Raw genomic sequence first — 16,556 nt, forward strand, 5'->3', positions numbered from 1 at the left:
CATAATCCAGTTTTAAGTTCGTTCTGGCCCCAACGAGGACCAGAGCATGAAGCGCAGCCGCTTTACGGAAGAGCAGATCATCGGGATTTTGAAGGAGCACGAGGCTGGCGTTCCGGTCGCCGATTTGTACCGCAAGCATGGCGTGAGCGACGCCACAATTGACAAATGGAAGGCCAAGTTCGGCGGAATGGACGTCTCGGAGGCCAAGCGGCTGAAGACGCTGGAGGACGAGAACACGCGGCTCAAGCGGCTGCTGGCGGACGCCATGCTGGACAATGCCGCGCTGAAGGATCTCCTGGGAAAGAAGTGGTAACGCCCGCGGCCAAGCGGAAAGCTGTCGCGCATCTCGTGGGCGTTCACGGGATGAGCGAACGGCGGGCGTGTAAAGCCATCGGCTGTTCCCGCATGACGGTCAGATATCAGACGAGCCGGGCCGATGATGCCGGACTGCGGCAGCGCATGAGGACGATCGCCCAGGAGTGCCGCCGCTTCGGCTATCGTCGCCTGCACGTCCTGCTCAAGCGAGAGGGCTACTTGGTCAATCACAAGAAGGTGTTCCGGCTGTACCGGGAGGAACGGCTCACGGTGCGCCGTAGAGGTGGCCGCAAGCGGGCCCTCGGCACACGAGCGCCGATGAAGGTGCCGCTGCTCGCGAATGATCGCTGGTCGCTCGACTTCGTGTCGGATCAGATGACCGATAGCCGGCGCTTCCGCGTCCTGACCGTGGTCGACGACTGCACCCGCGAGTGCCTGGCGTTGGTGGCCGACACCTCACTCTCGGGCGCCCGGGTCGCTCAGGAGCGGGACCGGCTGGTCGCCGAGCGCGGCAAGCCCAAGATGGTGGGTGAGCGACAATGGCAGCGAACTCACCAGCAGTGCCATCCTGACATGGGCCGATCAGAGCCGCATCGCCTGGCACTAATCGCGCCGGGCAAACCCATGCAGAACGCCTTCATCGAGAGCTTCAATGGCCGCCTGCGGGATGAACTGCTGAACGAGACGCTGTTCACCTCGCTCGCCCAGGCCCGCGTTGCGCTCCGATGCTGGCAGGCCGACTATAACGACGGTCGGCCACACTCCCAACTCGGATGGAAGACGCCATCCGAGTTCGCATCCACCTGCAATCCGCGTCGGGATCTGGCGCTGCGCTGTGTCGAAGGCTCCGCGCCAGCTCCCGCCGCCCGCATGAGCACATCCAACCGTCCGAACGAACTCAGACCTGGATAAAACTTGGGGGCAAGGTCAAGCGCTAACTGGATTAAAGTAGACGTTGGGTGTTCTCGTAAATCGTTAGGAGATCTGCATCTAACGACTCACGATGTCGGATCTGGAAGTTTCGGGAGCACGTTATCTGTTCGAGCGGCAACTCAGCAAGGGCATCGATCCCGTTACCGCCGATTGCGCGTTTTCCGTGCAATAGCCATGCTTCATCCACCAGGTTGGCGGCAACGAAGGACGAGGCGACGCGGCTGCCCCCTTCGACAAGCACACGGGTTATGCCTTTGTCTGCGAGAACATGCAGTACGGCAAGAAGATCGAGCCCAGAGCCGCTCGCTGCGCGTACCGTGAAGATCGTGGCGCCGGCTGCTTGCAGATTGGAGGTGTCAATATTGCTGCGATCAGAGGTGAAAACCCAAAGGGGCGTCTGTTGAGCAGAGGTTACAAGGCGGCTTCGATCAGGAATGCACCCATTACTATCGAGAACCACGCGCACCGGGGAACATGATTCCATTCCGGGCAATCGACATGTAAGCAGCGGATCATCCGCAAGAACGGTGCCTATACCTACCAAGATTGCATCCGTCTGTGCGCGCAAAAGATGTATACGATCGCGAGCCGACGGGCCCGATATGACGACAGGCGTTCCACCAGAAGCGCCAATCTTGTGATCAGAAGACAGTGCCAATTTCAGGATGACGTGGGGGCGATGATCCCTGATGCGCCGAAAATGACCGGCGTGGCAATAAGCAGCTTCGTGGAGGTTGATGCCAGTAACGACCGTAATGCCGGCGGCCCTCAGTTTCGCAAATCCCTGTCCGGCTACGACGGGGTTGGGATCCTCGATCGCGGCCACAACCCTTGAGATGCCAGCACCTATAATAGCGTCGGTGCAAGGTGGAGATGTACCGAAATGGCTGCATGGCTCCAGGGTAACGTAGAGTGTCGCACCACGAGCGGCCTCCCCCGCCTGTTTGAGCGCAACCGGCTCTGCATGGGGGCGGCCACCCGGCTGAGTGCTACCGCAACCGACGATCGCGCCGTTTTTGACCACGAGTGCGCCGACACTGGGATTAGGCCAAGTCCTGCCCAATCCAAGTCGCCCGAGTGCGAGCGACAATTGCATGAAATGACGATCACCGAATTGGGAGGATAACACGCGAAGTCTCCAGTGCCGACGATGGCTTGCAACAGATCGGTGGATGCGGAGTGCTTTCGATGTACTAGACAGGATAGGCCGAGCGATCCGATCGGACAACTGCTAGAATAGACGGCCAGTTGCGTGGTTCGGGATATAGGCAGCTGAGCTGCTGAAGGATGCAGCGGTGAATAAGTGGAGGGAACGCTGCCGCTGTAGCCGAGCCGTCTACCGCGGGTCAGCGACCAGTTCGGGATCTTGTCTTCGCTATCAATGCGGAGATGACAAGTCGGGGCTTACCAGCGATCTGTCTGGAGCCGCAGCCGTTGCACGCGGCATGGCATCGACCAGCTCGCGCACCAGCGCAGCGAATGACCGATGTACCCTCGCTAATTAATTGCGGTGACAACCTGACGGTGGAATCGACGGGGCAAGAATGCCGGTGAGGTGTTCGTCGGATCGATGGAAAAGCGCGCCACAAAGCAGAACGACGATCGTGTCGAAGACGCAGGCGGAGAGACCCAAGACGACTCTGTCTCCGTAACCAGGCGTAGGCAAGACGGGATAGTTTTTGCCATAAGGGCGCAGCAGGGGGACTTGGTTCGCCGAGGGCGATGTCCGCCGATAATCTCTTGCCAGCACCTGAGATCCAGCACCAAGACCGCGATATGCGATGTGAGCTGCCGCGGCGGCACCGTCGCGTGTGAAGTCAGCGTCGCGACTGAGCCGCCGCTACACATGCTCAGGTTTTGACATGATCACCGAGCTTCGAGCACCAATTCGTCGAGGCGATTGACGGGATCTCCGTTGATCATCCGCGGCAAGACGTCGTTCAACCTATAAGGTGGGGTGAGCGAGGCGACTATTGTCCAACGACGTTCACCATCGTCGCTACCGGCGAACAGGTGGTTCTTGCGGCCAAGCGTAACAGGACGGATCGCGCACCGGACTGGATCGGTGCCGAGCTCAACCCGACCACGGTTCAGGAAGCGCGTGGCGGTGCCATCGCTCGGCAGGCGGGCTGCGGCCGGAGATCAGGGGAGCTGTGCATCGAGCCAGACGTTCAGAGCGTCGACAGTCGGCTTGAAAACGTCCGGCGCTCGGCAAGACGGTAGGCCGGCGATTGGCTGCGGATGAGCGCCTCGATCGCATGGAGCGCGCCGATCCGGCGCAGGGCCCTTGTTCTGCCAGCAGGAGAGGACATAGGTGATCGATTAGCGAGGTCGACGAGCATCATGCTCTCCGGGTGGACGTACAAGATCGCACAGGGCGCAGCGCGACACGGGCGAGCTTGCATGGCGCTTTTTGTACGACGCCGCACTGTGTGTGCGAGTGGAGCAACTGCCCAGTGACGATGGCGTGCTTGCGCACTACGGAAGAGACCTCGACGCGGGGCAGCTCGGCTTCTCTCGCGATCGCGAGCCTCGTTCCCGGAAGATAACAACGCGGGTGCGTTGGACTTGGCCGGCATCGCCGGACGGGCTGAGGGATGAAAATGAGCGCTCCAATCGATCGCGACCTCGCCGGCCGAGAATGTCCGTCGGCGGCGGCCATCGCAGGGCTGTGGTCAGCTCGCTGATCACTGCCCAGCGATGTCCGCCACCATCGCTGCCGGCGAACAGATGGTTCTGGCGGCCGAGGGTGACGGGGCGGATGGCTCGCTCGACCGGATTGGTGTCGAGCTCGACGCGGCCGTCGTTCAGGAGGCGCGTCAGGCAGTGCCAGCGCGAGAGTGCATGACGGATTGCCTCGGCAAGCGTGCTGCGGCCGGGTACCAGGCGGAGCTGTGCATCGGGCCAGACGTTCAGCGCGTCGACGATCGGCTTGGAGAACGTCCTGCGTTCGGCAAGACGGTAGTCAGACGATCGGCCGCGGATGCGCGCCTCGATGACATAGAGCTCGCCGATCCGGCGCAGGGCTTCTGTCGCCACGGTAGACGCCGTGGCTTTGGCCACATCGTAGAACTTGCGTCGCGAGTAGCTCCAACAAGCTTCGAGCGTGATGTCCTCTTTGGCGGCTAGCTGCTCGAAGCCAGCATATCCGTCGACATGCAGGATGCCCTTGAAGGCAACAAGCTGTGCGACCGGTCGCTCGGCCTTGCGGTCGGGTGCGAACAGGTAGATAGCGGCCGGAGGTTCGGGGCCGCTCCATGGTTGCTGTTCGCGTGCGTTGACCCAGAGCCGCCCCGTCTTGGTTCGTCCGCGGCCAGGATCGAGCACCGGGATCGGCGGGTCATCGGCGAAGAGATGGTTGGAGGCGAACACGTTCTTGCACAGCCGTTCGTGCAAGGCCTCGAGCCACCAGCATGCGCCGCCAACCCAGCCTGCGAGCGTCGAGCGGCAGAGATCGGCGCCATGACGGTCGAAGATCTGCGACTGCCGATAGAGCGGAAGGTGATCGCAGTACTTGCTAATCAACACCTGCGCGAGCAACGCCGGCGTCGCCAGACCGTCAGCGATCAACCGCTCCGGCGCGCCGGCTTGCACGACCTTGTTGCAGGCTAGGCAGGCGTATTTGGGTCTGGTTGTGCGCACGACGCGAAGCTGCGCCGGGACCCAATCCAGCATCTCGCTGACGCTCTCGCCGATCAGATGGAGAGCTCCACCACAGCAGCCACAAACCCTGTCTTGCACGTCGAGCAGAACGTCCTCGCGTGGCAGATGATCGGGCAGCGGACGGCGTCGCGGCGAAGAGTTGGCTTCCGGTGTGAACTTCGGCTGCGCTTCCTCGACGCGGCCAATGTCGCTGTCGAGATCCTCCAGACCGAGTGCAAGCTGGTCGGGGTCGATGCGCTCGGAGCTGCGGCCGAACTGCATTCGCTGCAGCTGTCTGATGATGGATTTGAGCCGCTCGATCTCGGTGTCGCGATGGTCGATCGCAGCGGCAATGTCGCGCACCAGGCGCTGCAGAAGCTCAAGATCGGACGGGAGATTGGTGAGATCGAGCTGCATGTCCGATGGTACTCGAACCGGCCTCCTCGTAGAAGAATCGCAACTCAGTTCATCACTACATTTTGCAGATCATCCTGCAATCGCCGGCTTCCAGATGCGCTCTGGCGCGCGCCAATCGATGCCTACGATCAGCATCGCAAGCTGCGCCGGTGTGAGCGTGATCGAGCCATCATAGGCCGCCATCACTGGCCATCCGAAGCCACCCTGGTCGATGCGTTTCGTGAACAGACAAAGCCCATTTCCGTCCCAGAACAGGACCTTCAGGATCGATGCCTTTTTTGCCGCGGAAGGCAAGCAAGTGACCGGAGAACGGATCCTTCTTGAGCGTGTCCTGCACCAGCATTGCGAGCCCATCCATGCCTTTGCGCATGTCGGTGTAGCCGAGCGCCAGGTGCACCTTCACGCCCGCAGGGACGAACATCATTGCGCTGCATCTCCGCTTTCGATCTGCGTCCGCACCACATCCGGATCGCTTCCGGCGGGAGCGAAGACACGCCGTCCGTCAGCGAGGTCGACGGCCACCATGCCCTCCGGTGGACGCGCGAGATCGCGCAGGGCGCGTGCGGCGGGCATGTCGTCAGGCAGCACAACACGGGCGAGCTTGGATCGCTTCTTTTGCGCGATGCCGAACTGCGCGCGCCAGCGGAACAGCAACCCGGTGACGATGCCGTGCTTGCGCGCGACGGCAGAGACCTTGGCGCCAGGTAGCTCGGTTTCATTGGCGATCGCGAGTTTTTCCTCGTCACTGAAGAAGCGGCGAACCGGTGCCGGCGGCGTCGCCGGATCGCCGATTTCGGCGGCTGTCAAGCGGCGTTCGGGCTGTGAGTTCCTAGCACTAGTGCTAACGGCGGGACGGGCGGAGGGATGAAGATGGGCGCGCCAGTCGATCGTGACCTCCCCAGTGGCCAGTCGGTCGCGCCATTTGCGCAGCGAATGCGGCGACAACTGCATCGCCGCGGCATAGGCGCGGAGCTCCATTCCGCTCCAGTTCAGCGCCTCGACATGCATCGCCCAGAACGCCTGCGACGCCTGGTTGCGCACATCCGAAGTGACAGTGAACCTGCGCTGCTTCTGCCTTCGGAGCGCCTTTTCTCGCTCTTCCCGGGCGCGCCCGCGGCGCAATTCCGTCTGATATTTCTCGAGCTTAAGCGCAGTCTCGTTGCCGGCCAGCCGCTTCAGCCAACGCCGCAACGTGTTCTCGGTCAGACGTTGCTGCTGGCAGTATTTGCGGATCCCGAGACCACTGCGACGCCGCGCTTCGATGTGCAGCGACCACCATTCGCGGCGCGCTCTGTTCTCGAAATGTTTGGGTCCCACCGGAGATTCTCCACAGCAGCAGAGAACTCGAAATGGAACGACAACACACGAGGGGGAAGGTGTGCAGAGACCGGACGCTTACACCCGGCCGATTAAAGTGTCGGCGTAATCGGGCGCGCGCAAGGCGAGACAGTGTTGACGGCAAAGGCGCAGCATTGCGGTGGATCAACATTGATTCGCCGAAGAGGACGTCCGCCGATGAAACTCTCAGCAGCGCTCGACACCTCGAGCACCAAGACCGCGATCTGTGTCATGAACAGCCGCGACGGCACCATTGTGTTCGAAGCCAGCGTTTTGACCGATCCGGCGATCATCTTTGAAGCGCTTGCGCCGTATCTGCCGCGGCTCGACAAGGTCGGCCATGAAGCAGGCAGTGTAGCACCTTGGCTGCACCGTGAGCTCGTGTCCCTGGGCCTTCCCATGGTGCTGTTGGAAGCACGGCAGGCAGCGGCGGCCCTGCAGGCGCAGCGCAACAAGACCGACAAGAATGACGCGCGCGGTCTGGCGCATCTGGTGCGGGCGGGCTGGTATCGACCGGTCCACGTCAAGAGCCCGGAGAGCCATAAACTACGGCTGCTCCTCGGTCACCGGCGGACGCTCAAGCGCAAGCTGCTCGACATCGAAAACGAAATCAGACAGTCGCTGAAGGTGTTCGGTCTGTTGGTTGGACCGCGGGTTCAGCGGGCGTCGTTTACGGCGCGGGTGCGAGACCTGGTGGCTCATGACAGTCTGATTGGGGGCATAACGGAATGCATGTTACGGGCCTGGGAAGCACTATGGGCCGAGTACAAGAGGCTGCACGACTTGCTGGTTCAAATGGTCGGACGGGACGAGCTCTGCCGGCGCTTCTGCGCCATTCCAGGCGTTGGTCCCGTGACTGCTTTGACCTTCAAGGCAGCGATCGACGATCCGCACCGGTTCAGCAAGTCCAAGACCGTAGGGGCGCATTTTGGGCTGACCTCCCGGCGCATACAGACGGGCACATCGATCGACATCGAAGGGCACATTTCGAAGTGCGGCGACGGGGAGGTTCGCACCGTACTCTACGAGGCGGCGAGCGCAATGCTGGTGCGTTCCAAGCAATGGTGCGGCATCAAGGCCTGGGGTGTCCGGATCGCAGCCAAGCGTGGCCACAAGCGCGCGGTGGTGGCCGTTGCGCGTAAGCTGGCGGTGGTCATGCATCGCATGTGGATCGACGGATCTGTGTTCCGGTTCGCAGCCGAAGATGAAAGTGCCGCTGAACCGAGTTTTAGCAACCCGACGGCGCGACGACAGAAGATTGGCTGAGCTTCCGCCGATCGGCGGAGAGGCATTTGGTGGATCGAAGCGGATGCGGAGAGCACGCTATCTTGCCGGCGACGACAGCTCGATTGAGACGTCGAGCGCGCTACTGTGTCTGTGTTGCCCCGCGATCCTGACGACGACATGTGCGCCCGCTTGGCAGGCGGGGTTGAGCACGAACTCCTGGATGGACCACCAGATGTCATCACCCCGAGATCACGACGAAAGCCGGACCAATGCCATGTTGTCGACCGCTCGTGTGCAGCCGTATAATATCAAGCAGAGGAGACGATCATGTCGGAGCAGAAGGCGGAGAAGCGCCCGATGTAAGCGTCCGGCCGCTGCACATGCCTCAGGTCTTGACATGATCAGCCAGCTTCCAGCGCCACGGCAGCAACTCATCGAGGCGGTTGACGGGATGTCCGTCGATCATTCGCTGCAGGACGTCCTGCAGGTATGCGTAGGGCTCGACTTCGTTCAGCTTGCAGGTCGTGATCAGCGAGCTGATGACCGCCCAGCGATGTCCGCCACCATCGCTGCCGGCGAACAGGTGGTTCTTGCGGCCGAGGGTGACGGGGCGGATGGCGCGCTCGACCGGATTGGTGTCGAGCTCGACGCGGCCATCGTTCAGGAAGCGCGTCAGGCCGTGCCAGCGCGAGAGCGCATAGCGGATCGCCTCGGCAAGCGTGCTGCGGCCGGAGACCAGGCGGAGCTGCGCATCGAGCCAGACGTTCATAGCGTCGACGATCGGCTTGGAGAAGGTCCTGCGTTCGGCAAGACGGTAGTCGGGCGATTGGCCGCGGATGTGCGCCTCGATTGCATAGAGCTCGCCGATGCGACGCAGGGCTTCAGTTGCCACGGGGGACGCCGTGGCTTCGGCCACATCGTAGAACTTGCGTCGCGAGTGGCTCCAACACGCTGCGAGCGTGATGCCCTCTTTGTCGGCCAATTGCTCGAAGCCGGCATATCCGTCGACATGCAGGATGCCCTTGAAGGCGGCCAGATGTGCGGCTGGACGTTCGGCTCTGCGGTCCGGCGCGAACAGATAAATGGCTGCCGGAGGTTCAGGTCCGCTCCAGGGTCGTTGCTCGCGCGCGTACACCCAGAGCCGTCCCGTTTTGGTTCGTCCGCGTCCAGGATCGAGCACTGGGATCGGCGTGTCATCAGCAAAGAGATGGTTGGAGGCGAACACGTTCTTGCACAGCCGTTCGTGCAAGGCCTCGAGCCACCAGCATGCGCCGCCAACCCAGCCCGCGAGCGTCGAGCGGCAGAGATCGACGCCGTGACGGTCGAAGATCTGCGACTGCCGATAGAGCGGAAGATGATCGCAGTATTTGCTGATCAACACTTGCGCGAGCAGCGCTGGCGTCGCCAGACCGCCAGCGATCAACCGCTCGGGCGCGCCGGCTTGCACGACCTTTTTGCAGGCTCTGCAGGCGTATTTGGGTCTGGTCGTGCGCACGACGCGAAGCTGCGCGGGGACCCAATCCAGCATTTCGCTGACGCTCTCACCGATCAGATGGAGAGCACCGCCACAGCGGCCGCAGACCCGGTCTTGTACGTCAAGCAGAACGTCTTCGCGTGGCAGATGATCGGGCAGCGGACGGCGTCGCGGCGGAGATTTGGCTTCCGGTGTGACCTTCGGTTGCGCTTCTTCCACGCGGCCGATGTCGCTGTCGAGCTCCTCCAGACCGAGTGCAAGCTGATCGGGGTCGATGCGCTCGGAACTGCGGCCGAACTGCATTCGCTGCAGCTGTTTGATGATGGATTTGAGCCGCTCGATCTCGGTGTCGCGATGGTCGATCGCAGCGGCAATGTCGCGCACCAGGCGCCGCAGAAGCTCAGGATCGGAGGGGAGATTGGTGAGATCGAGCTGCATGTCCGATGGTACTCGAACACGCTGATTCGTAGAAGAATCGCAACTCAGTTCAACACCGGCTTTTGCAGATCATCCTGCAATCGCAGGCTTCCATACGCGTTCTGGCGCGCGCCAGTCGATGCCTTCGATCAGCATCGCGAGTTGCGCCGGCGTGAGCGTGATCGAGCCATCATAGCCCGCCATCACCGGCCACACGAAGCCACCCTGGTCGATGCGTTTCGTGAACAGACAAAGCCCGTTTCCGTCCCAGAACAGGACCTTCAGGATCGATGCCTTTTTGCCGCGGAAGGCAAACAGATGACCGGAGAACGGATCCTTCTTCAGCGTGTCCTGCACCAGCATCGCAAGCCCGTCCATGCCCTTGCGCATGTCGGTGTAGCCGAGCGCCAGGTGCACCTTCACGCCTGCAGGAATGAACATCATGATGCTGTCTCTCCGCTTTCGATCTGCGCCCGCACCGCATTCGGATCGCTGCCGGCGGGAGCGAAGACACGCCGTCCATCAGCGAGGTCGACAGCCATCATGCCCTCTGGTGGACGCACGAGATCGCGCAGGGCGCGTGCGGCGGGCATGTCGTCGGGCAGCACGACACGGGCGAGCTTGGAGCGCTTCTTTTGCGCAATGCCGAACTGCGCCCGCCAGCGGAACAGAAGCCCGGTGACGATCCCATGCTTGCGCGCGACGGCGGAAACCTTGGCGCCTGGTAGCTCGGTTTCCCTGGCGATCGCGAGCTTCTCTTCGTCGCTGAAGAAGCGGCGGGCCGGCGTTTTGGTCGCGGCCGGATCGCCGATTTCAGCGGCTGTCAAGCGGCGTTCGGGCTGTGAGTTCCTAGCACTAGTGCTAACGGGCGGACGGGCGGAGGGATGAAGATGGGCGCGCCAGTCGATCGTGACCTCGCCGGTGGCCAGTCGGTCGCGCCATTTGTGCAGCGAATGCGGCGACAGCTGCATCGCCGCGGCGTAGGCGCGGAGCTCCATCCCGCTCCAGTTCAGCGCCTCGACATGCATCGCCCAGAACGCCTGGGACGCTCGATTGCGTACATCCGAGGTGATCGTGAACCTGCGCTGCTTCTGCTTTCGGAGCGCCTTTTCTCGCTCGTCTCGGGCGCGCTCGCGGCGCAATTCCGTCTGATATTTCTCGAGCTTAAGCGCAGTCTCGTTGCCGGCCAGCCGCTTCAGCCAACGCCGCAGAGTGTTCTCGGTCAGGCGTTGTTGCTGGCAGTATTTGCGGATCCCGAGACCGCTGCGACGCCACGCTTCGATGTGCAGCGACCACCATTCGCGGCGCGCTTTGTTCTCGAAATGTTTGGATCCCACCGAAGATTCTCCACAGCAGCAGAGAACTCGAAATGGAACGACAACACACGAGGGGGAAGGTGTGCAGAGACCGGACGGTTACCGCCCGATTACTCCCGGCAAGATAAAAGCGGCTCGCCGGTCGAACAGCAAGCCACTGACATGGCTTGCGTTCAACCGTGCCGGTCGGTCGGTGGGCGTGCCGCGATTGAGAGTTTTCCCAGCGAACTCAAAGATCATTTCGGCACTGATCGTTGCTGTAGCGAACTCTGGCGAAGACTCGGATCATTCCGCGCCAAGGGCAGAATCCGCTACGCGGTCTGCGCCGGCGGATGATGCCGTATCGCGGCCGTGGCGCCTGCGAGTTTGCACTGACGCATTCCGCCCGGGCTGGGTGAAGGCTGTCTTAGACGATGACGCGGATCGCGCATCAGGCGGTGTCGTTGTTGCCGCCTTCGGCCTGCTGTGTGGTCGCATTGACCTCCGATCCCTGTCGCTCCAGCCAGAAGCCGGGGGCCTGGTACCAGACCCGGTCCGACTCGGCGGATGATGGAACGCCACGATGGAGGGCTAGGATCGGAACTCTCATCATCGGCGAGTTCTCGAGGGCGCTCTTCAGCCGGCGGCTGGCGTCCTCATCGCGCCCGTTTGCGCAGGGATAGATGCTGACGCCGCCGATCGACGAGGCCTCGAAGGATGCACCGCGGCGGACCACGCGCAGCAGGAAGCCGGACCAATCTTCGCTGGTCAGCGGGAGCAATAGCCGGCCGTTGTCGGTGAGGCCATCGAGCCATTGCGGAGCGGGATGAGTGCAGCCTGCGAACACGATCACCACGTCATGGTCGCTCGCGTCGGTATCGACGTTTCGGCCGTCGCCCGAGATCACCTGGACCTGCGGCCAGCCCTTCAGGTTGGTGTGGGCTCGAGCGGCCAGAGCCGGGTCGACTTCGATCGCCGTCACCCGCCCGAAGGGCCCGACGATTTCGGCGAGCACGGCTGAATAATAGCCGCTGCCGGCTCCGATCTGCAGCACCCGTTCACCTCTGGCGATATCGAGGTGCTCGAAATTGCGCGCCCAGAAGCTCGGCATCCCATTGTTGAGCTTCCGGGTCGGGTCGATCGAGACCAGGACGTCGTGATAGAGCCAAGTCGGATCGTCGTCCGGGGTGATGAACGGCTCCCGGTAGGGGTAGGGTATGATCTGCCAAGGACCTGGGCCGACGAACGCCTCTCGCGGGACGGCGCCGAAGGCCTCGACGATGTGTGGGTTGCGCAGAATGGGCGTCTTGCAGCGTAGGTCTTCGGCATACCAGCGGCGTGCATTTGCGATCTGATCCACGGTTCTCTCCTCTCAGCATGGAGAGGATGCGGATCTCGGATCGGTCGCGCGGACACGGCGGAAAAGTTTTCCCGAGGCTGTCCGCAACGGATCTGCTCGGCCGCATAATAGGGGTGATGGAACGATCGATTGGCACCCCTGGAGTTGGCTCGAAGGCCGGTCGCACGGTCGCCGATGCGGGGGCGGCCATCGAGGCCTTGTCTGAGACCGATCTGGTGCGGCTGAAAGCTCTGGCGCAATTGTGGAGCCGCGGGCTGCCCGGAGGGATCGGCTGGACCGACGTGCTGCATGAGGCCATCCTCCGCGTTCTCGACGGATCGCGGGTCTGGCCGCTGGGTGTGCCGATCCTGGCTTTCCTGTCCGGCGTCATGCGCAGCCTCTGCGACGATTATTGGCGGCGCGTTAGGAGCGAGCAACGGCTACTGGTCAGCCGCGATGATCGCGGCCAGCACGGCGTCCTGAGCGATCCCGTTGACGAATTGGCCGATCCCGAACGCGTGGCCGTGGCGGTCGCAGGGCTCGCCGAGGTGTTCCGGCTGTTTGCAGGAGATCGGGTCGTGTTGCAGATCATTGATGGGCTGGCCAACGGCCTCACGGCCAGGGAGATCTGCCGCGCCTACCGCATCCCTGATATCGAATACGATACTGCGCGGCGGCGAATGCGGCGCGCGCTGCTCCGCCACCAACGGAATTGGAGCTCGCCATGACACGCTGGCACCCCCGTCTCGAACTCGCGCGCCTGCTCCAGGCGCTCAGCGATGACGTCATTGCGGCGACTGACGAGGAGCTCCGGGAGATCCAGGGACGTGCCCTGGCCGGCACGGCACGTCAGGTCAGGCGTATCGTCAAGGCGGCGCAAGCCGCCGAGGGCGGCGAGCCCCGCATTGTGAGCTCTAGTGATACAGAACGCGGCCTCGAGTCAGTCCTGTCACATCACAATCGGCACTGATCGAGTGGGAGAAGGCCTGGAAGAGTAGGGAGCCGGCCTCTTTGAGGGGCGGTCGGTTGAGGGGACTGCATGCGGTGCACGGCGAGCCTCGCACTGGGGACGCTCATCGTGGTTGACACATCTCGCGCTACCTAGACCTCCGCGACCTGTCGATCGCATGGCGGCGTAGCACAGCGAAGACTCGGCGATATGCGAGTCCGGAGTTGCTGTGGCACAATCGACCTATGTCGCCGTGCGACCATTGCCCGAGTGAGTTGCGCGCTCCGACCAATGCGAGGTCCTGCAAGCTCCTGAGCGGGGCATATACTCTCGTGAGCTTCGCACGCCGTTCCATAGGGGCAGGGTGCCGTCAGGCGGCTCGAGTTCGCGCCGATCTGCATGGGCTCACCTGGACGGTCACCCGCCGGTGACCATTGTCCGTCGCGAGCACAAGGCGCAGTTCACCATCGTTCCGAACGCGGTCTTCGCGGATCCCCGCCTCTCTGTCGAGGCCAAGGGCGTCCTCGGCTATCTCTTGTCGCGTCCCCACAAATGGCACGTCCGCCTCGATCATATCGGGCGAACCCTCCTGGTCGGCCGCAAGAAGCTCCAGCGTATTTTCCGAGAGTTGATAGCCGCCGGCTACGTCATACGCGAACCGCAACGAATTGTCGACGGACATCGGTTCGGCGAGATCGATTACGTCGTCCGTGACGTGCCGGTGCCTGTGGACAAGTCGGCGCGTCCGCGGGGTCGAAAGGGACCTGCGGCTCCGCGGGTCCAAAGGGGACCTGCGTATAAAGACTCACCGCGGGGCCCTGAGGGACCTGCCTATAAAGAACTATATAAAAACAGACCTGATCTGCTGGGAGCACGCGCTTTCGATGGTTGGCCTGACGTCGTCGGCTCGGTGCACGATGAGGTGGCCGAGCTCCAGGATGACGCCTGCCTCGATCCGAGGATTGTCGGCCTTTTCGACGACGCCACTGAAGGTTGGGAATTGATTGTCGCGCTTCCGGACCCAGCAAGGGACGAGTTGCGTCAACGCTACCGGCGGGGTGAGCTCGATCGGTTTGCGATCATGGAGCTCCGGACCCGATACCGACATTTGCCAGCTGGCGGTCGGCCGAAAGTGAGGTAAGCGATCGAGTTGTCGCGGGGCGCCCAGATTGTGCTGGGTGCAGTGACGTGACGAAGCTCCAAACCGGTGGGGAGAGCCGGCAGGGGCGGTTCAGGGGCCGAACCGGAGGCCATGCCGTGTATCGTCCTGATCTCTGCCTCCTCGTGAACATGCGCTGCAAGGCCCAGAGCGGGCGCAGGAGACTGAAGTGAATGGATCGGCTCTTTGTCCGCGCCGATCTCCTTTGAGGCACTCCAAGGACGTCCGGAAGGATTTGGAGAGCTGTGGAACCGAGGCGCAGTAATGGGGGCAACAGTCGCCACACGATGTTGACACTGCGGCTGCCTCTTAGCTGGTCTCGGCATCCGCGCTTCGCTGCAGTTCAGTCAGAATTCTCAACCATCCCAATTGTACGAAATCGCGTCCGAAACTCCGCCTAGGGGACTTCGAATGTTGCCAAGCATTCGCTTAGCCTTCATCGGTCGGATCTGCGTGCCTTCGATGTCGTCGCGGCAATCAAATAAAGCGAGAATACCCCTGGATGCCAAAGCGCGAACCGATGCTTCGAAACGCCGCGGAAAAGCTCTGCCTCACCGTTCCTGAGGCTGCGGTCCTGTCTTCGCTCGGCCAGACGTCCCTTTACAAGGCCATCAAAGAAGGGCGGCTGCGAATCCGAAAGTATGGCACGCGGACGATCATCACGCGCGCAGATCTGGCCTCCTTCCTGGAAAGCCTGCCCGATGCGGCTAAGCAGCCCGAGCGCTGACATCCTCGGCGGGGCAGGGGATAGCTTGAACTTTCAGGCGACCTTCATCGGGGTCACATTGCTCCTTGGTGGTTGCGTTGCGAAGTCTGCGAATGTCTGCATCACATGCAGTCGCTTCTTCAGGGCCTCGCCGCGCTTATAGGCCTTTTCGGCATCATCGCCCGTGATGTGGTGCAGGCAATGCTCGACGATTTCCTCCTCGAAGTGGGTCTGCTCCTGCGCCCAGGTTCGAAACGTCGTGCGGAAGCCGTGCACAGTCAGGGAGTCGTCTCCGGTGAGCTCCTTGAGATACTTGAGCATCGTCATGTTGCTCATCGGTCTCTTCAGACTGCGACCGGGAAACACGAATTCGTCATTGACGCGGCTCTCGTAAGCCTCGCGCAAATAGGTCAACGTCTGCCGGGGCAACGGCGTGCGCTTCAACCGCTCGTTCTTGGTGCTGAGAAAGCCAAGATCCCAGATTCCGTTATCGAGATCGAGTTGCGCCCAGCGCATGTTCTGAACTTCGGCGGTTCGTCCCAGCGTCAGGATGATGACCTCGAGCGCCCGCGCGCTTTGTGTCGAGATGGCGCTGAGCTTGTGCATGAACGCCGGCAGGTCCTGGTAGTCCATCGCCTTGTGGCCGCCCCGTATCGTGCCACGCCGCCGTTGCCTCGGCATGATCGGTTGCAGTCGGCTGGCCCAATCAGCCGGGTTGTCTTTCGGTCGCAGGTTGTGGGCGATCGCTGCGTCGAGAATCTTCTTGATGATCTGGCGAGCGGAGCGCGAGGTCTCAGGCTGCTGCCATATCGGCATGAGCACGTTGACGACATGGGCGGTTTCGATCTCGTGGACCCAGTGCTTGTGGAGCGGGCGGCAGACGACTTGCACGATGCGCTTCAGCTTTGCTTTGGCGGCCTTGTGCCTCATGCCGGTCTCGTAGGTTCGCCGCCATTCCTCGGCGAATTCGCCGAACTGGCGCGATCCCTGCGTGCGGCGTTTCTCGACGTCACGGTGCTCTCGCGGATCGGTCCCCTTGGCCAGCAGTCGCAGAGCGTCGATCGCCTTGTCCCTGGCCTCGGACAGCTTCAGGCCGGTTTCCTTGGCCGAACCAAAACCCATCTTCTTGACGATGCCGTTGCGCTGGTAGCGGAACGCCCAGCGGCGGCCGCCACTTGGGGTAACGATCAGATAGAGGTTGTTGCCGCACGGGTATTCACCGGGCCCGACGGAGAGATAGTTCTTGGCGGTGATCTCGGGCTTCTGAGTTAGAAGCTGCATGGGAGATTCGAACTCCTGTCCCTCGCTGAAAAATGCAGCGTTTCAGGTGAGGGGGATTCTAACT

19 protein-coding genes are annotated in these 16,556 nt (G+C 62.2%); 7 read left to right on the forward strand and 12 right to left on the reverse strand.

Annotated elements, in window-relative coordinates; translation table 11 throughout:
* Positions 1-46 precede the first annotated feature (46 nt).
* Positions 47-313, forward strand: a complete 267-nt coding sequence (locus QW845_RS28755) for a transposase (protein ID WP_315804874.1) — start codon at positions 47-49, stop codon at positions 311-313.
* 50 nt (positions 314-363) lie between these two features.
* Complete coding sequence (locus QW845_RS28760) at positions 364-1,227, forward strand: IS3 family transposase (RefSeq protein WP_315804875.1); 864 nt, start codon at positions 364-366, stop codon at positions 1,225-1,227.
* 31 nt (positions 1,228-1,258) lie between these two features.
* Here the strand turns inward: QW845_RS28760 and ribD are convergent, their stop codons facing one another.
* The 7 genes from ribD to tnpA (QW845_RS28785) all read right to left on the reverse strand — a co-directional run bounded on the left by ribD (position 1,259) and on the right by tnpA (QW845_RS28785) (position 6,624).
* Complete coding sequence (gene ribD / locus QW845_RS28765) at positions 1,259-2,344, reverse strand: bifunctional diaminohydroxyphosphoribosylaminopyrimidine deaminase/5-amino-6-(5-phosphoribosylamino)uracil reductase RibD (protein WP_315804964.1); 1,086 nt, start codon at positions 2,342-2,344, stop codon at positions 1,259-1,261.
* Between the two features lie 770 nt (positions 2,345-3,114).
* Complete coding sequence (locus tag QW845_RS34210) at positions 3,115-3,372, reverse strand: transposase (protein ID WP_409997981.1); 258 nt, start codon at positions 3,370-3,372, stop codon at positions 3,115-3,117.
* 47 nt (positions 3,373-3,419) lie between these two features.
* Positions 3,420-3,593, reverse strand: a complete 174-nt coding sequence (locus QW845_RS28770) for a hypothetical protein (RefSeq protein WP_315804876.1) — start codon at positions 3,591-3,593, stop codon at positions 3,420-3,422.
* A gap of 133 nt (positions 3,594-3,726) precedes the next feature.
* Positions 3,727-5,307, reverse strand: coding sequence for an IS66 family transposase (tnpC, locus tag QW845_RS28775; protein WP_315804877.1), 1,581 nt, complete (start codon positions 5,305-5,307; stop codon positions 3,727-3,729).
* A 69-nt stretch (positions 5,308-5,376) separates the two neighbouring features.
* On the reverse strand, positions 5,377-5,571 hold the full coding sequence (tnpB, locus tag QW845_RS34215; RefSeq protein ID WP_409997982.1) for an IS66 family insertion sequence element accessory protein TnpB: 195 nt from the start codon (positions 5,569-5,571) through the stop codon (positions 5,377-5,379).
* Complete coding sequence (gene tnpB / locus QW845_RS28780) at positions 5,477-5,731, reverse strand: IS66 family insertion sequence element accessory protein TnpB (protein ID WP_409997980.1); 255 nt, start codon at positions 5,729-5,731, stop codon at positions 5,477-5,479. Before tnpB (QW845_RS28780) ends, tnpB (QW845_RS34215) begins: the two co-directional genes overlap by 95 nt.
* Positions 5,728-6,624, reverse strand: a complete 897-nt coding sequence (gene tnpA, locus QW845_RS28785) for an IS66-like element accessory protein TnpA (protein WP_315804878.1) — start codon at positions 6,622-6,624, stop codon at positions 5,728-5,730. Before tnpA (QW845_RS28785) ends, tnpB (QW845_RS28780) begins: the two co-directional genes overlap by 4 nt.
* A 198-nt stretch (positions 6,625-6,822) precedes the next feature.
* Between tnpA (QW845_RS28785) and QW845_RS28790 the strand changes: the two genes are divergently transcribed.
* On the forward strand, positions 6,823-7,911 hold the full coding sequence (locus QW845_RS28790) for an IS110 family transposase (RefSeq protein ID WP_315804879.1): 1,089 nt from the start codon (positions 6,823-6,825) through the stop codon (positions 7,909-7,911).
* Between the two features lie 346 nt (positions 7,912-8,257).
* Here QW845_RS28790 and tnpC (QW845_RS28795) read toward each other — a convergent pair whose 3' ends face one another.
* From tnpC (QW845_RS28795) to QW845_RS28810, 4 genes are all read right to left on the reverse strand, one after another.
* Positions 8,258-9,784, reverse strand: coding sequence for an IS66 family transposase (tnpC, locus tag QW845_RS28795; RefSeq protein WP_315804880.1), 1,527 nt, complete (start codon positions 9,782-9,784; stop codon positions 8,258-8,260).
* A 69-nt stretch (positions 9,785-9,853) separates the two neighbouring features.
* Positions 9,854-10,207, reverse strand: coding sequence for an IS66 family insertion sequence element accessory protein TnpB (gene tnpB, locus QW845_RS28800; protein ID WP_315804881.1), 354 nt, complete (start codon positions 10,205-10,207; stop codon positions 9,854-9,856).
* Positions 10,204-11,100: an IS66-like element accessory protein TnpA gene (gene tnpA, locus QW845_RS28805; RefSeq protein ID WP_315804882.1), complete on the reverse strand. Its 897-nt coding sequence runs from the start codon at positions 11,098-11,100 to the stop codon at positions 10,204-10,206. Before tnpA (QW845_RS28805) ends, tnpB (QW845_RS28800) begins: the two co-directional genes overlap by 4 nt.
* A 409-nt stretch (positions 11,101-11,509) precedes the next feature.
* The gene (locus QW845_RS28810) at positions 11,510-12,418 is read right to left on the reverse strand and encodes a protein-L-isoaspartate O-methyltransferase family protein (RefSeq protein WP_315804883.1); all 909 of its coding nucleotides are present in this window, start codon (positions 12,416-12,418) and stop codon (positions 11,510-11,512) included.
* Positions 12,419-12,444: 26 nt separating this feature from the next.
* On the opposite strand from QW845_RS28810, the gene QW845_RS28815 reads away from it, so the two are divergent.
* From QW845_RS28815 to QW845_RS28830, 4 genes are all read left to right on the forward strand, one after another.
* Positions 12,445-13,125: a sigma-70 family RNA polymerase sigma factor gene (locus QW845_RS28815; RefSeq protein WP_315804884.1), complete on the forward strand. Its 681-nt coding sequence runs from the start codon at positions 12,445-12,447 to the stop codon at positions 13,123-13,125.
* On the forward strand, positions 13,122-13,367 hold the full coding sequence (locus QW845_RS28820) for a hypothetical protein (protein WP_315804885.1): 246 nt from the start codon (positions 13,122-13,124) through the stop codon (positions 13,365-13,367). The genes QW845_RS28815 and QW845_RS28820 overlap by 4 nt, the downstream gene beginning before the upstream one ends.
* A gap of 406 nt (positions 13,368-13,773) precedes the next feature.
* Positions 13,774-14,487, forward strand: coding sequence for a hypothetical protein (locus QW845_RS28825; RefSeq protein WP_315804886.1), 714 nt, complete (start codon positions 13,774-13,776; stop codon positions 14,485-14,487).
* Between the two features lie 520 nt (positions 14,488-15,007).
* Complete coding sequence (locus QW845_RS28830; RefSeq protein WP_315804887.1) at positions 15,008-15,232, forward strand: helix-turn-helix domain-containing protein; 225 nt, start codon at positions 15,008-15,010, stop codon at positions 15,230-15,232.
* Between the two features lie 33 nt (positions 15,233-15,265).
* On the opposite strand, the gene QW845_RS28835 is transcribed toward QW845_RS28830, so the two are convergent.
* A complete protein-coding gene (locus QW845_RS28835) occupies positions 15,266-16,492 on the reverse strand; it encodes a tyrosine-type recombinase/integrase (protein WP_315804888.1) in 1,227 nt (408 codons plus the stop codon).
* Positions 16,493-16,556: the final 64 nt, after the last annotated feature.

The organism is Bradyrhizobium sp. SZCCHNS3002, assembly GCF_032377435.1.
Taxonomy (GTDB): domain Bacteria; phylum Pseudomonadota; class Alphaproteobacteria; order Rhizobiales; family Xanthobacteraceae; genus Bradyrhizobium.

Bases quoted from the DNA above. Each gene is read 5' to 3' on its own strand.
- QW845_RS28755 (WP_315804874.1), top strand. From the start codon at position 47: ATGAAGCGCAGCCGCTTTACGGAAGAGCAGATCATCGGGATTTTGAAG.
- QW845_RS28760 (WP_315804875.1), top strand. From the start codon at position 364: ATGAGCGAACGGCGGGCGTGTAAAGCCATCGGCTGTTCCCGCATGACG.
- ribD (WP_315804964.1), bottom strand. From the start codon at position 2,344: ATGCAATTGTCGCTCGCACTCGGGCGACTTGGATTGGGCAGGACTTGG.
- QW845_RS28770 (WP_315804876.1), bottom strand. From the start codon at position 3,593: ATGATGCTCGTCGACCTCGCTAATCGATCACCTATGTCCTCTCCTGCT.
- tnpC (WP_315804877.1), bottom strand. From the start codon at position 5,307: ATGCAGCTCGATCTCACCAATCTCCCGTCCGATCTTGAGCTTCTGCAG.
- tnpB (WP_409997980.1), bottom strand. From the start codon at position 5,731: ATGATGTTCGTCCCTGCGGGCGTGAAGGTGCACCTGGCGCTCGGCTAC.
- QW845_RS28790 (WP_315804879.1), top strand. From the start codon at position 6,823: ATGAAACTCTCAGCAGCGCTCGACACCTCGAGCACCAAGACCGCGATC.
- tnpC (WP_315804880.1), bottom strand. From the start codon at position 9,784: ATGCAGCTCGATCTCACCAATCTCCCCTCCGATCCTGAGCTTCTGCGG.
- tnpB (WP_315804881.1), bottom strand. From the start codon at position 10,207: ATGATGTTCATTCCTGCAGGCGTGAAGGTGCACCTGGCGCTCGGCTAC.
- QW845_RS28815 (WP_315804884.1), top strand. From the start codon at position 12,445: ATGCGGATCTCGGATCGGTCGCGCGGACACGGCGGAAAAGTTTTCCCG.
- QW845_RS28820 (WP_315804885.1), top strand. From the start codon at position 13,122: ATGACACGCTGGCACCCCCGTCTCGAACTCGCGCGCCTGCTCCAGGCG.
- QW845_RS28830 (WP_315804887.1), top strand. From the start codon at position 15,008: ATGCCAAAGCGCGAACCGATGCTTCGAAACGCCGCGGAAAAGCTCTGC.
- QW845_RS28835 (WP_315804888.1), bottom strand. From the start codon at position 16,492: ATGCAGCTTCTAACTCAGAAGCCCGAGATCACCGCCAAGAACTATCTC.